A 13,678-nucleotide genomic window follows, 5' to 3' on the forward strand; every position below is an offset into this window, starting at 1 on the left:
TCCAGACGGAACAGTAACCTTCGTACCAGAGAAATCATTTGTCGGAACTGCATCAGGTATCGTGGTTCAACGCCAAGATAAGAATGGTACAGTCGTGAAAGCTAAGTACACGCCAACTGTAACTCCTGTGACTCCAACAGCTGATCCTGCAACTTCTACAGACATCCAAGGTCAAACACAATCTGGTAAACCAACCTTCACACCTGGTAACCCTGCAATCCCAATGGATGATGATGTACCTGCAACATTCGTTGATGGTTCAACGACTAAGGTTGTTCCAGGTGAAGGAACTTACACAGTTTCTCCAGACGGAACAGTAACCTTCGTACCAGAAAAATCATTCACAGGAACAGGTACAGGCGTAACCGTGAAACGTGTTGATAAGAACGGCACACCAATTACCGCTACTTACACACCAACGGTAACCCCAGTTACACCAACAGCAGAACCAGTTACTTCAATTGGTAAGAAGGGTCAAACCCAAACAGACAAACCAACTTTCACTGAAGGTGATAGCCGTGTACCAATGAATGACGAAGTTCCAGCAACCTTTGAAGATGGTTCAACTACGAAGACCATTCCAGGTGTTGGTACTTACACAGTGGCAGCAGACGGAACAGTAACATTCACTCCAGAACCTGAATTCACTGGAACTGCACCAGCTGTAACAGTGGTTCGCGAAGATGTGAATGGAACCAAAGCTTCTGCAACTTACACACCAACTGTCCTTCCAATCACTAAGTTTGTTGATAAAGAAGGTAAGGAAATCCCAGGATATCCTACAGTTGATGGAGAAGAACCAAAAGCTGAAATTCCAGGTTACCGCTTTGTGGAAACGAAGAAATTGCCTAATGGCGATACAGAACACGTCTATGAAAAAGTTACGACTTCATATGTAGACGAAAATGGGGATCCAATCCCAGGTAACCCAACAGAAGATGGGGAACAACCGAAGAAAGATATCCCTGGTTATGACTTCGTGAAGACTGTTGTAGATAAAGATGGAAACACTCAACATATCTACAAGAAGACTGTGACACCAACTCCAATGCCGGATCCAACTCCGACACCAGAGCCACAGCCACAGCCTACTCCACAACCGCAACCAACACCAGAACCACAACCAACACCAGAACCACAACCACAACCTACTCCACAACCAAAACCAGAAGAACCAACGATTCCTGTCGTTCCAGAAACGAAAGAAGAAGTGAAGTATATTGATCCACAAAATCCTACTGCACAACTTCCAAACACAGGAACAAAAGAATCTTCTACTGCTGGTCTTGCAATCTTTAGTGCTTTAGCAGGTCTGTCATTATTTGGATTTGCCAAACGCAAAAAAGAAGACTAAGCTAACTTGTGGCTAAGAAAAACCGCGAAAATCTCGCGGTTTTTTCTGTTTGTATTTGAAAAAATATCCTCCAAACTAGATAGTTGAAATCAGTCTTTTATAAGAAAATTTGATAAAATAGAAGTATCAGTGTAAAGGATGAGAGAATGAAAAAGATAATTGGTATCTGGGCTCAGACTGAAAATGGCATTATTGGAAAGGACCAAGTGATGCCTTGGCATCTGCCAGCGGAGCTTCAGCATTTCAAAGAAACAACCATGGGACGAGCCATTCTCATGGGAAGAGTGACTTTTGATGGTATGAAAAAACGGGTTCTACCAGGTCGGACCAGCATTATCTTAACGCAAGATCAAGCCTATGATCCTGAAAACGATTCTGTACTCGTCATGCACAGCAAAGAAGAAGTCTTGGACTGGTACCAGAACCAAGAGAAGAATCTTTATATTATCGGTGGCAGTCAGATTTTAAAGCTCTTTTCTGACCAGTTAGAAGAATTGATCCAGACCATGATTCATGCGGATATTGATGGAGATACATTGGCACCAAAATTTGAAGAGAACCGCTATGAAAGAGTCCGTCAAGTCCATCATCCGAAAGATGAGAAGAACCCATATGATTTTACGGTCAACTATTATAAGAGAAAGGATTTAGACTAATGGAGCGAAGTGTCTTTGGTTTTTTTACAGCTGTCCTATGTGTCATCTGTTTGATTTGTGCCTTACAAACCTTTCGTAAAAAACGGTTTGGCCTCGCTATTTTATTCTTACTAAATGCTTTTACCAATCTTGTGAATTCCATTCACGCCTTTTACATGACCTTATTTTAAACTAAATAGAAACAGAAAATGACAGAAAGAGGAAATACATGCCAACGAATCAAAATAATGATATGATGGTTTATTGTTCATTTTGCGGAAAGAGTCAAGATGAAGTCCAAAAAATCATTGCAGGAAACAATGCGTTTATCTGTAATGAATGTGTAGAGTTAGCACAAGAAATTATCCGTGAGGAGCTAGCAGAAGAAGTTCTTGCAGACCTTAGCGAAGTTCCAAAACCAATCGAATTGCTCAATATCTTGAACCACTATGTGATCGGTCAAGATCGTGCCAAACGTGCTCTTGCTGTAGCGGTATATAACCACTACAAACGTATCAACTTCCACGATACGCGCGAAGATGAGACAGATGTTGAATTGCAAAAATCAAACATCCTCATGATCGGCCCTACTGGTTCAGGTAAGACTTTCTTGGCCCAAACCTTAGCACGTAGCTTGAATGTCCCATTTGCTATTGCAGATGCAACAGCCTTGACAGAAGCCGGTTATGTGGGTGAAGACGTTGAAAATATTCTCTTGAAACTTCTTCAAGCAGCTGATTTCAACATTGAGCGTGCAGAACGAGGCATCATCTACGTCGATGAAATTGATAAGATCGCTAAGAAAAGTGAAAATGTCTCTATCACACGTGACGTCTCTGGTGAAGGAGTGCAACAAGCTCTCTTGAAGATTATAGAAGGAACTGTCGCTAGTGTCCCACCTCAAGGGGGACGTAAACACCCTCAACAAGAGATGATCCAAGTGGATACCAAGAACATTCTCTTTATCGTAGGTGGGGCTTTTGACGGGATCGAAGAAATTGTTAAGCAACGTCTCGGTGAAAAAGTCATCGGTTTTGGTAAGAACAATAAAGCCATTGATGAATCAAGCTCTTACATGCAAGAAATCGTTGCAGAAGATATTCAAAAATTCGGGATTATCCCAGAATTGATCGGACGTCTTCCTGTCTTTGCTGCTCTAGAGCAATTGACAGTTGACGACCTTGTCCGTATCTTGAAAGAGCCACGCAATGCCTTGGTAAAACAATACCAAACCTTGCTTTCTTATGATAATGTTGAATTGGAATTCGATGATGAAGCCCTTCAAGAGATTGCTAATAAAGCCATCGAAAGAAAAACAGGAGCTCGTGGACTTCGTTCGATTATCGAAGAAACCATGATGGATGTCATGTTTGAAATTCCAAGTCAAGAAGATGTCAAACTTGTCCGAATCACAAAAGAAGCTGTAGATGGAACTGAAAAACCAATTCTCGAAACAGCCTAGAAAGATAAAATATGGAAATTAACACACATAATGCGGATATTCTCTTAAGCGCTGCAAATAAGAGCCATTATCCTCAAGATGAGATTCCAGAAGTTGCACTTGCCGGTCGATCCAATGTCGGCAAGTCTTCTTTTATTAATACTCTCTTAAATCGAAAGAACCTGGCCAGAACATCTGGGAAACCAGGGAAAACCCAATTGCTCAATTTCTTCAATATCGATGATAAACTCCGTTTGGTAGACGTACCTGGTTATGGCTATGCACGTGTTTCAAAAAAAGAGCGTGAGAAGTGGGGGCGGATGATTGAAGAATACCTCACTAGTCGGGAAAACTTGAAAGCAGTCGTTAGCCTAGTCGATTTTCGTCATGAACCTTCTGCAGATGATGTTCAGATGTATGAGTTCTTAAAATATTATGAGATTCCTGTGATCTTAGTTGCTACCAAGGCAGATAAGATTCCACGTGGAAAATGGAACAAATATGAATCAATCATCAAGAAAAAACTAGATTTCGATCCTGCTGACACCTTTATCGTCTTTTCTTCTGTAACCCGGGAAGGACTAGAGAAGTCATGGGATGCTATTTTAGAAAATGCGTTTTACGAAATAAATTGAAATGACATGAAAATGTCATTTTTGTTTTGGATTTATCTCGCAATCGTAATACAAGTGTAATATAAGTGCCTTTGTTTTCTTCTATTTATATGGTATAATCTCTATAAAGATAAAAGATGATAAAAAATTAATTGGAGATAAATTGTATTATGAAAAAGAAAATACGGAATAAAACGAAATTATTTGGTTTGTTCGTTTCTGTATTAGCAGTGGGGACATTTGCTGCTGTTATGAGCGAGCACGTCACATCAGTTGGCGCTAATGACGGAACTTACCAAGCTTATTCAGACCCTACTGAAGCTTTCATCTCACAAATTGGTGAGTCAGCTCGTCAGCTCGGTCAAGAGAATGACCTTTATGCTTCCGTTATGATCGCACAAGCCATCCTTGAAAGTGGATCAGGTCAGTCTGGCTTGTCTTCTTATCCGCATTACAATCTTTTCGGTATTAAAGGAAGTTATGCTGGTCAATCTGCAGTAATGCAAACTTGGGAAGATGATGGTGCTGGAAATGCCTATACGATTAATGACGCTTTTCGTTCTTACCCATCTTACTACGAATCATTGCAAGACTATGTAGCTGTTTTGAAACAAGGACATTTTGCAGGTGCATGGAAGAGCAACACCTCTAGTTACCAAGATGCAACAGCAGCTTTGACAGGTGTTTATGCGACAGACACAAGCTACTATGCAAAACTTAATAACATCATTGAAACCTATAATTTGACTCAATATGATTCACCAAATGTTCAAGGTGGTATCACAGGTTCTGTATACAATCCATATCGTCAACAGTTCACTTCACAAGAAATCTTGAATTTGGATATCGCTTGGGCGAACCGTTTAAATTATTAAAATTAAAGCAGGCAGATGCCTGTTTTTTTGTTGTTTTTTAGCAAATAGTGATATTCGATATAAAACGTATATGGTGAAAATTAAAGAATTCTTCCTGAAAACCTTTTCAAACTTTTCTCTCTATGATATAATGATTTTATTCACAAACATTATATAAGGAGAATATTATGTCTGAATCTAATTTCATTCAAAAAGTTGGAGCGGCGTGTAATAAGAAGGAAGATCTCTATCAGAAATCTAAAACGCGTTATGCAGTCCGTTCTATTTTTGCTGGAGGATTTCTTACTTTAAGTACGGCGGTCGGAGCAGTTGCAGCTGACTTATTAAATTCCTTTGTACCTGGATCTGGTCGTTTTCTATTTCCATTCATCTTTGCCTGGGGCTTGGTTTACCTCCTATTCTTAAATGCGGAATTAACCACCTCAAATATGATGTATTTGACGGCGGGTACCTATCTAAAGAAAATTAACTGGAAGAAAGCGTTGGAAATTCTTCTTTATTGTACCTTCTTTAATTTAATTGGTGCTTTAATCGTCGCTTTTCTGTTCAATCAAACAACTGCCTTTGCACATATCGATCCAAAAGGTTTCCTAGCCACGGTAGCAGAAAATAAACTCCAACGAAGCAATCAAGTAGTTTTCTTTGAAGGAGTTATTGCCAATATCTTTGTAAATATTGCTATTCTTTCTTATCTATATTTTAAAGAAGAAACAGCGAAGGTGCTCTTAGCCCTTTCTGCTATTTATATGTTTGTCTTTATGACCAATGAACACTTGGCTGCAAACTTTGCTTCTTTTTCATTATTGAGCTTTAATTCAGTTTCTAGTCAATTACCGCATTTTGAGTTTTTAAATATTTTACGTCATTATAGCGTCACCTTCTTTGCCAACTGGGTAGGAGGAGGAGTCCTAATGGGACTAGCCTATGCTTGGTTGAATAATATCAAGAGTCTCTACAACGATTAAAAAATATAAAAAAAGTTTGCAAAAGTACTTGCATTCTTTTTTTATATGTGATATACTAATTTATGGTTTGAAAAAACTGCCTAAGACAGTAGGGGAGCACGACTCATAAAGATCCTACCGAGGACAAAACGTATCAATCAAAAGAAGCGTATTGTACTTTCGTGTCTAGGTTTGGGCGCGTTTTTCTTTTGGAAAAATTCCCCAAGCAAAATAATTACGGAGGTGAACACACTAATGAGTGAAGCAATTATTGCTAAAAAAGCGGAACTAGTTGACGTAGTAGCTGAAAAAATGAAAGCTGCTGCATCAATCGTCGTTGTAGATTCTCGCGGTTTGACAGTTGAGCAAGATACAGTTCTCCGTCGCAACCTTCGCGAAAGCGAAGTTGAGTTTAAAGTTATCAAAAACTCAATCTTGCGTCGTGCAGCTGAAAAAGCTGGTCTTGAAGATCTTGCATCTGTATTCGTTGGACCATCTGCAGTAGCATTTTCAAATGAAGATGTTATCGCACCTGCGAAAATTTTGAACGATTTTTCTAAAGACGCTGAAGCACTTGAAATTAAAGGTGGTGCAATCGAAGGCGCTGTCGCATCTAAAGAAGAGATTCTTGCACTTGCAACTCTTCCAAACCGCGAAGGACTTCTTTCTATGCTCCTTTCTGTACTTCAAGCGCCAGTGCGCAACGTTGCTCTTGCAGTCAAAGCGGTTGCAGACAACAAAGAAGACGCAGCTTAATCTTAAGCTACGTAGCGTAGCCTAGCTACAAAAAAATAAAAATATAAAATTAAAACTTATTTGGAGGAAATAACAATGGCATTGAACATTGAAAACATTATTGCTGAAATTAAAGAAGCTTCAATCCTTGAATTGAACGACCTTGTAAAAGCTATCGAAGAAGAATTTGGTGTAACTGCAGCTGCTCCTGTAGCTGTTGCTGTAGCTGGTGCTGCTGACGCAGGTGCTGCTAAAGATTCATTCGATATCGAATTGACATCTGCAGGCGACAAGAAAGTCGGCGTTATCAAAGTTGTACGTGAAATCACTGGTCTTGGTCTTAAAGAAGCTAAAGAACTTGTTGATGGTGCACCTGGTGTCATCAAAGAAGGTGTTGCAGCTGCTGAAGCTGAAGAAATCAAAGGTAAATTGGAAGAAGCTGGAGCTTCAGTTACTCTTAAATAAGAGGCATATACCAATTAGAATTCGGAATACTATAGTATCAGCCTTTTAGAATCGTGAACACATTTTAGAAACTGATAAATTAATTTAGTTTCCTACCAAAAACCCTACCAAAAATTAATTTGGCAGGGTTTTTCTTTTTAACAAATTTATCGTGGAGAACAATTGAATATTGTTCTCCTTTTTTTATTTTCAGGAGGGAAAATGACAAAAGAATTACAATCATCACGCTATATTGTCATTTCATTTTTAGTACGTGAAATGGGAATTGATATTGTTGAAGCCATCTCTCTTATGGCAGAATTAGAAAAAAGTGGCTTGGTTCGATTGGAATCAAGTGGAGATTTAATACTCAAAGAACTAGGAGGAGCTCTATGAAACGAATTACCGCAAATCAATACCATACTTCAGAACGGTATTATAAATTACCTAAAATTCTTTTTGAGGATGAAAAATATATGGATATGAAACTAGAAGTAAAGGTGGCTTATTCTATTTTAAAAGATCGTTTAGAATTATCTCTCAGTCGTGGTTGGATAGATGAAGAAGGGGCGGTTTATTTAGTATTTTCTAATTCTAAACTGATGAAGTTGTTAGGTTGTTCTAAGTCAAAATTACTGTCTATCAAAAAAATTCTTAAAGAATATGACTTAATTGATGAAGTTCAACAGTCTTCAAGTGAGAAAGGGAGACTTGCTAATAAGATTTATTTAGGGGAATTGTCTTCTACCCCAGTAGCTAATTCAAACAGGCCTAGTGTTAAAAAAAGACTAGGGCAGGATGAAAATGAAACGGCCCCCGTCTCACATTCAGCCCCTAGTGAGACTGAAGTTAGTGAGACTAAATATAGTGAGACTGATTCTTTATTTATTGAGGATGAGGAGGAGAGGTATACTCAACCTATCTTGAAAAGAAAAGTAGAAAAGGTCACAAAATATGATCAAGATTATATTTGGGGATTGGTACAAGATCAATTTAGACGAGAAGGTTTTTCTGAAACAGCCAGTGAAATTGCTATGACTGATTTTGAGAGAATCTATCAGTATGCTCTAGATAATGTCCGCTTTGTTAGACGTGCGGAAGTGCTTGCTGAATTTGTGTTTAATGGCTTGTATTCCGTTTGGAATAACCGTGTTAGAAAAGGAGGTGGATAAATGTCGCCAATCGAGTGGATATTAGTTATGCTCATTTTAATTTCAAGTGGTGTGACTATTTGGACATTGATAGTCGATTAGGAAGGGGGGATAAAGAAATGAGATTTATTGATTTATTTTCAGGTATCGGTGGTTTTCGACTTGGAATGGAAAGTGTAGGACACGAGTGTATTGGATTTTGTGAGATTGATAAATTTGCTAGAGAATCTTATAAGTCCATTTTTCAAACGGAAGGAGAAATAGAATTTCATGACATACGAGATGTTTCAGATGACGAATTTAAAAAACTTAGAGGGAAAGTCGATATCATCTGTGGGGGATTCCCTTGTCAAGCATTTTCAATCGCAGGAAGACGATTGGGATTTGAAGATATTAGAGGAACTTTGTTCTTCGAAATTGCTCGGGCGGCCAAACAAATCCAACCACGTTTTCTTTTTCTTGAAAATGTTAAAGGCCTACTCAATCACGATAAGGGACGGACGTTCACCACAATCCTTACCACACTTGATGAGTTGGGGTTTGATGTTGAGTGGCAGGTGCTTAACAGTAAGGATTTTGGCGTTCCCCAAAACAGAGAGAGGGTGTTTATTATCGGACATTCTAGAAAGAAAGGTACCAGACTCTTATTTCCTTTCAGACGAGAAGGTCAAGCAACTAACTCTGAGAATTTGAAAGCACTAGGAAATTTGAATCCATCAAGAAGTGGAATGAGTGGTAAAGTCTATTATTCAGAAGGTCTTGCGCCAACCTTAGTTCGTGGAAAAGGAGAAGGATTTAAAGTTGCGATTCCTTGTATGACACCAGACAGATTAGAAAAAAGACAAAATGGTAGACGTTTCAAGGATAATCAAGAGCCAATGTTTACTTTAAATACTCAGGATCGCCATGGTATTGTCGTTGTTGGGGATTTACCAACTAGCTTTAAGGAAACTGGTCGCGTCTATGGAAGTGAGGGCTTATCTCCAACACTGACTACGATGCAAGGAGGAGATAAAATCCCCAAAATACTAATTCCAGAACCAATCCAATTTCTAAAAGTACGGGAAGCAACGAAAAAAGGATATGCTCAAGCAGAGATTGGAGATTCAATCAATTTAGAAAGACCAAGTTCTCAGTATCGGCGTGGTAGAGTTGGAAAAGGTATAGCGAATACGTTAACAACTAGTGGTCAAATGGGAGTAGTAGTTGCTAGTTATGAAGGAGAAGATAAACAAGTTTATCATGTAGCCGGTGTATTAATAGATGGACAATTTTACCGTTTGAGAATACGACGAATCACTCCTAAAGAGTGTTTTCGCCTGCAGGGCTTTCCTGATTGGGCTTTTGAAGCTGCTAGAAAAGTCTCTAGTAATAGTCAGCTCTATAAACAAGCTGGTAATAGCGTAACAGTACCTGTGATTGCTGCAATCGCAAAGAAATTAAAAGAAGTAGAGGAAAAAGATGAAAGCTTTAAATAAAGAGTCAATACTAGATTGTGATGAATTAGAAACACAATTACATGATGCAGAGATCAAACAGCTGGATGAACAAATATTTTTGATGCCCAATTATCCATGTGAGTTTGAAGTGACATTTTTAGATGATTACCATAAAAAACATAATTACCCACTATTTTATGAATCCTATCTTCAAAACGTTATGGAATTCCTTGAAAGTCAGGATATAAAGAACGGAGCTGATGCCTTTGTAGATGATAATCAAAATCTTGTTTTTGTTTTATATGGACAAGGCTATCGAGCCGAGGGAAAAGAGGGAATACTTACAACCCAAGTAACTGTAAAAGCCTATGATGAAGACAAGAAATCAATTAACTTCTCAGATCTATTAGATTCCTTAATCGTCTCAGAATATCAAATGGAACCGAATCTTTGGGAGGTCTCCCATGATTGATCTCTATCTAAGTAAAAATAACCATAGAAATCAACTTCTTTTAGATTTCTTTCAAAACTACGGAATAGAGGTATCTTGTCATTCGATTTCTGAAATGACAAAGGACAAATTAATTGAGATGATGAGCTATTCTTCAGATTGTTTTGAGTTTTTATCTCCTAATTTATTACGATTTAAGAACCGTGACAATCTAAGATTAACGGATTTCATCGAAATGATATTAAAAAATCCTGAACTAAGCATCAGACTTCCTCTTGCAGTTTCAAATAAGAGAGTTTATCCAAATCTGAATTTGGAAGAGGCTAGAGCTCTATTGCCAAGAGATACGAAACAATTGATTTACATGGCACAAACACATTATTTATCTAACTAAAGGAGAAGCAATATGGCTGAACGATTTTGGGAGAACTTGTCCATTATTTTGGCTGAAAGAAATATTAGCTGGATTGAGTTAACCAGAAAAATGTTTGCGGGAGAGTTTCACTATCCAAGTGAATTGAATCGTTTGTATCAAAAGATTCGTCACTACAAGATGGAACAACGAATGCCTCAAAGTCCATGGGTAGAAAGGATTGTGCAGGTATTAGATTTAGATTATGAAGATTTATTTCGGAGGTAACTATGAAAAGAATAATTCCAGTTTATATATTCCAACAAGTAAATGTCCTATTGGTATCTCTATACTTATTGAAATTTCTTTGTATCGGTGAGTTAACTATACTACAGATTCTCTATAGTTCGTCACTCATTTCTTTTTTATGGATGTATGGCCAACGCAAACAAGCTCATAAGGTCAATATGAAATCTAGGATGAAATGGCTTGGTATTGGATTCGTTAGCCTACTGATTATAAGTCTATGTTTTAGCCTAATCCATGCTCAAGGAACTACGAATCAAGCAAACTTAATTGGCCTTCAACATCAAGTCCCTTGGTTTTCATTTTTATTGTTCTTAATCAATGCGAGTATGGTTGAAGAATTTCTGTATCGAGAAATTTTATGGAACTTGGTTAGAAAATTAGATATTCGAGTTGCTTTGACAAGTGTTTTATTTGCCTTAGCACATCATCCAGGAACCATTCTAGCTTGGTGTTTATATGTTTCACTTGGGATGTTTTTAGGGCTTGTACGCTACAAATCGGACTTATGGGGCAGTATGGGGCTACATTTGGTGTGGAACCTACTAGTTTATAGTTTGCTGCTTTTTTAAAATAGGTGCCCTGATTTTTAGATATTCATAATGAATGTAATTGTTGACAAATATGGACTAATTGCGTATAATGAAGATAATTAAATGATATAATTACTTGTGGGCTAGTGGATATGGTCTGCACCCGCCTGTGGGCTCCGCTCTCAGTTCAGACTGTTTGTTGAGAAAAAGAATAGCAGGACTGCCTACCCTTGAGGAATAGATAGGGCATATCTAGCGTGAGGTGAAACTCAATACGTGGGAGAGAAGGAAGCAGGAGCTTCCTTCTCTTTTTTAGGAGAAAATTCAAATGACTTATACTTTGGAATGGCTAAAGACTTTTGATGGAGAGATTGATATTCTCAATATTAAGATGAATTGCTTGGCCAATACTATTGAGAAAAATGTTTCTCAGTACAAATATATTTATCAGACAAATATGGAGAACTGTCCTGAAATTATTCTATCAGTCCCAAACTCCTCCATTCCTCATCTATTAGGATTATCTAGAGAACATCATGTTAATTTACCAACTAATAATGCAGGGAGTATTTTTGAAGGATTAAAAGATGATTGGACATTGGAAAGCCTGAATAAAGCTGATAATGGTTGGTTCAACGAAAATAAATTCAAAATAGTTGGAACCTTGTTGCTTTATCAAATGTTACATGTAATGGAGTGTAAATTCTATACAACTGATGGCATTTTGAATAGAAGAGTTGGTAGCCGATTTAGAAGAGATAATATTTATTTTGTAGTCTTTAAATTAAGTAATGGTATTAGTTATACAGTAGAACTATCACGTGAACAAGGTAATCAATACTTTCCAAGAAGCCTTAAAATCAATGATACCTCCGTTACAGATTGTAGAGAAATAGAGCTTAGACTCATTAATAAGATTAGATTTAAGCCAGTTAAGGCAAGAAAGGTGAAATGGCCATCATGATTTAAAAATTGAAATCATGATTACATCACTATTCTTTTCTTAACAAATGTGAGTATTGTCGAAGAATTTCTGTATCGAGAAATTTTATGAAAGTTAATCAGAAAATTAGATATCAGAGTTTCTTTGACAAGCATTTTATCTTGCTGTTTGTATGTTTTTACTAGAAATGTTTCTAGGGCTTCATTTGGAGTGGAAACTATTAGTCCATGGCTTACTTCTTCTTTATAATAGGTGGTCTAGCTTACTTATAGATTCAGTTTGAAATAAAAAACTAAATGAATTGATTTTAAAGAAATAAAATGCTAACAGATATATAAGATGTTAGCATTTTATTTCTAAGAAAGGAGAATGAAATGGTTGATAAAAGAGAAAAACTGATGAACTCTTTCAATCAGTATGGTTTTTTAACTTTTAAACAAGTAATAGATGAAAATTTACACTACAAAACCTTATTGAAAATGCTTGCAGAAGGAAAAATCGATGCTGAAGAAAAAGGGTTATATCGCTTACCTGATATTTATTTAGATGAGTGGTTTGTCCTTCAGTATCGATTTCCAAAGGGAATCTTTTCTTTGGAGAAAGCACTTTGGTTACATAGTTTATCTTTGACTATCCCTTTTAACATGACGATGAGTTTTCCTTATGGTACGAATACCAAAAACATTAAGGAAGCAGATATATGTCCTATTATTTTACGCTCTCACTATAGTGAAGGAATTATTGAAATAGAGCGCCTTCCTGGTCGATTTATTAAAGTTTATGAAGTTGAACGAGTTTTGGTTGAATGTCTATGCCCAGCTATTTAAAGTAACTGATAAGTTACAATCTTATACGGAGGTGCTATCTTAATGTTTTTTAATACAAAAACTTTAATAGTTTTAGAATTTGGTTGATAGCTTATGAATAAACAGCTATATTTTTTTGATTATTAAATATTCAAAAATCTATTATATAATTAGTTGAAATTATATGTTGTAAGTGTTATAATACAGGCGAAAAGGGTTGCTCTGGAAAGGAGAAAAAACGGAAACTATATTTTGAGCAATTCATAATTTTATTGTTAAATAAAGCTTTTAATTCTAATTATGGAAGGTGAACAGTCATGAAAACGAGTAAAATTATCCTTTCTGTCTTAACTGTAATTATTAGTTGTAGCTTAGCGTGTCCTGTATTTGCTGATTGGGTATCTGGTGGTAACTGGAGTTACGGAGGTTATCATAATCCAGGCAATTGGGGAGCATTCTCAAATTATTTCCACGACTATCGATGGCATTGGTCAAGTGTGACTCGAGCAAGTGACAGCAGAGCTAATGTAGGTTATGCTTCTGCTCATTACACATCAAGATCGTTCATAAATACAAGTTTTGGTGAAACTGCATACTTTAATTATGGATTTTAATTGCTAAGGTTTATCCTAGAGAGAAGAAATCTCTCTAGGAT

17 protein-coding genes, 1 pseudogene and 1 other annotated feature are annotated in these 13,678 nt (G+C 37.1%); all 18 genes and pseudogenes read left to right on the plus strand.

The window, feature by feature from the left end; all coding sequences use genetic code 11:
* Window positions 1-1,354 (plus strand): LPXTG cell wall anchor domain-containing protein (locus HMPREF2926_RS05380; RefSeq protein ID WP_141751786.1); only part of this gene is annotated, 1,354 nt, incomplete at its 5' end.
* 146 nt (window positions 1,355-1,500) lie between these two features.
* Entirely contained in the window at window positions 1,501-2,010 is a 510-nt protein-coding gene (locus HMPREF2926_RS05385) for a dihydrofolate reductase (protein ID WP_070586774.1), read from the plus strand.
* 208 nt (window positions 2,011-2,218) lie between these two features.
* Window positions 2,219-3,451 carry an ATP-dependent Clp protease ATP-binding subunit ClpX gene (clpX, locus tag HMPREF2926_RS05390; RefSeq protein ID WP_003001797.1) on the plus strand — a complete coding sequence of 411 codons (1,233 nt, stop codon included), beginning with the start codon at window positions 2,219-2,221 and terminating at the stop codon, window positions 3,449-3,451.
* Window positions 3,452-3,462: 11 nt separating this feature from the next.
* A complete protein-coding gene (gene yihA, locus HMPREF2926_RS05395) occupies window positions 3,463-4,065 on the plus strand; it encodes a ribosome biogenesis GTP-binding protein YihA/YsxC (protein WP_070586775.1) in 603 nt (200 codons plus the stop codon).
* A 149-nt stretch (window positions 4,066-4,214) separates the two neighbouring features.
* Complete coding sequence (locus tag HMPREF2926_RS05400) at window positions 4,215-4,919, plus strand: glucosaminidase domain-containing protein (protein ID WP_070586780.1); 705 nt, start codon at window positions 4,215-4,217, stop codon at window positions 4,917-4,919.
* 167 nt (window positions 4,920-5,086) lie between these two features.
* The gene (locus tag HMPREF2926_RS05405; RefSeq protein ID WP_070586782.1) at window positions 5,087-5,884 is read left to right on the plus strand and encodes a formate/nitrite transporter family protein; all 798 of its coding nucleotides are present in this window, start codon (window positions 5,087-5,089) and stop codon (window positions 5,882-5,884) included.
* 61 nt (window positions 5,885-5,945) lie between these two features.
* Window positions 5,946-6,080 (plus strand) — a sequence feature (ribosomal protein L10 leader region).
* Between the two features lie 38 nt (window positions 6,081-6,118).
* Entirely contained in the window at window positions 6,119-6,619 is a 501-nt protein-coding gene (gene rplJ / locus HMPREF2926_RS05410; RefSeq protein ID WP_003016269.1) for a 50S ribosomal protein L10, read from the plus strand.
* 75 nt (window positions 6,620-6,694) lie between these two features.
* The gene (rplL, locus tag HMPREF2926_RS05415; protein ID WP_070586784.1) at window positions 6,695-7,063 is read left to right on the plus strand and encodes a 50S ribosomal protein L7/L12; all 369 of its coding nucleotides are present in this window, start codon (window positions 6,695-6,697) and stop codon (window positions 7,061-7,063) included.
* A 201-nt stretch (window positions 7,064-7,264) separates the two neighbouring features.
* Window positions 7,265-7,438, plus strand: coding sequence for a hypothetical protein (locus HMPREF2926_RS10975; protein WP_000159607.1), 174 nt, complete (start codon window positions 7,265-7,267; stop codon window positions 7,436-7,438).
* Window positions 7,435-8,214: a replication initiator protein A gene (locus HMPREF2926_RS05420; protein ID WP_000822760.1), complete on the plus strand. Its 780-nt coding sequence runs from the start codon at window positions 7,435-7,437 to the stop codon at window positions 8,212-8,214. The genes HMPREF2926_RS10975 and HMPREF2926_RS05420 overlap by 4 nt, the downstream gene beginning before the upstream one ends.
* 98 nt (window positions 8,215-8,312) lie before the next feature.
* Window positions 8,313-9,671, plus strand: a complete 1,359-nt coding sequence (dcm, locus tag HMPREF2926_RS05425; protein ID WP_049498281.1) for a DNA (cytosine-5-)-methyltransferase — start codon at window positions 8,313-8,315, stop codon at window positions 9,669-9,671.
* Window positions 9,655-10,104, plus strand: a complete 450-nt coding sequence (locus HMPREF2926_RS05430; protein WP_049498279.1) for a hypothetical protein — start codon at window positions 9,655-9,657, stop codon at window positions 10,102-10,104. Before dcm ends, HMPREF2926_RS05430 begins: the two co-directional genes overlap by 17 nt.
* Window positions 10,097-10,477, plus strand: a complete 381-nt coding sequence (locus HMPREF2926_RS05435; RefSeq protein ID WP_049498277.1) for a thioredoxin domain-containing protein — start codon at window positions 10,097-10,099, stop codon at window positions 10,475-10,477. The genes HMPREF2926_RS05430 and HMPREF2926_RS05435 overlap by 8 nt, the downstream gene beginning before the upstream one ends.
* A 12-nt stretch (window positions 10,478-10,489) precedes the next feature.
* On the plus strand, window positions 10,490-10,723 hold the full coding sequence (locus tag HMPREF2926_RS05440) for a hypothetical protein (RefSeq protein ID WP_000840776.1): 234 nt from the start codon (window positions 10,490-10,492) through the stop codon (window positions 10,721-10,723).
* A 2-nt stretch (window positions 10,724-10,725) separates the two neighbouring features.
* The gene (locus HMPREF2926_RS05445) at window positions 10,726-11,313 is read left to right on the plus strand and encodes a CPBP family intramembrane glutamic endopeptidase (protein ID WP_000821296.1); all 588 of its coding nucleotides are present in this window, start codon (window positions 10,726-10,728) and stop codon (window positions 11,311-11,313) included.
* Window positions 11,314-11,602: 289 nt separating this feature from the next.
* Window positions 11,603-12,238 carry a hypothetical protein gene (locus tag HMPREF2926_RS05450; RefSeq protein ID WP_002917292.1) on the plus strand — a complete coding sequence of 212 codons (636 nt, stop codon included), beginning with the start codon at window positions 11,603-11,605 and terminating at the stop codon, window positions 12,236-12,238.
* 353 nt (window positions 12,239-12,591) lie between these two features.
* A pseudogene (locus HMPREF2926_RS05455) lies at window positions 12,592-13,087 on the plus strand (transcriptional regulator).
* Window positions 13,088-13,340: 253 nt separating this feature from the next.
* A complete protein-coding gene (locus HMPREF2926_RS10640) occupies window positions 13,341-13,637 on the plus strand; it encodes a lactococcin 972 family bacteriocin (RefSeq protein WP_080981310.1) in 297 nt (98 codons plus the stop codon).
* Window positions 13,638-13,678: the final 41 nt, after the last annotated feature.

Origin of the sequence: Streptococcus sp. HMSC078D09 (assembly GCF_001813675.1) — a bacterium.
Classification (GTDB): domain Bacteria; phylum Bacillota; class Bacilli; order Lactobacillales; family Streptococcaceae; genus Streptococcus.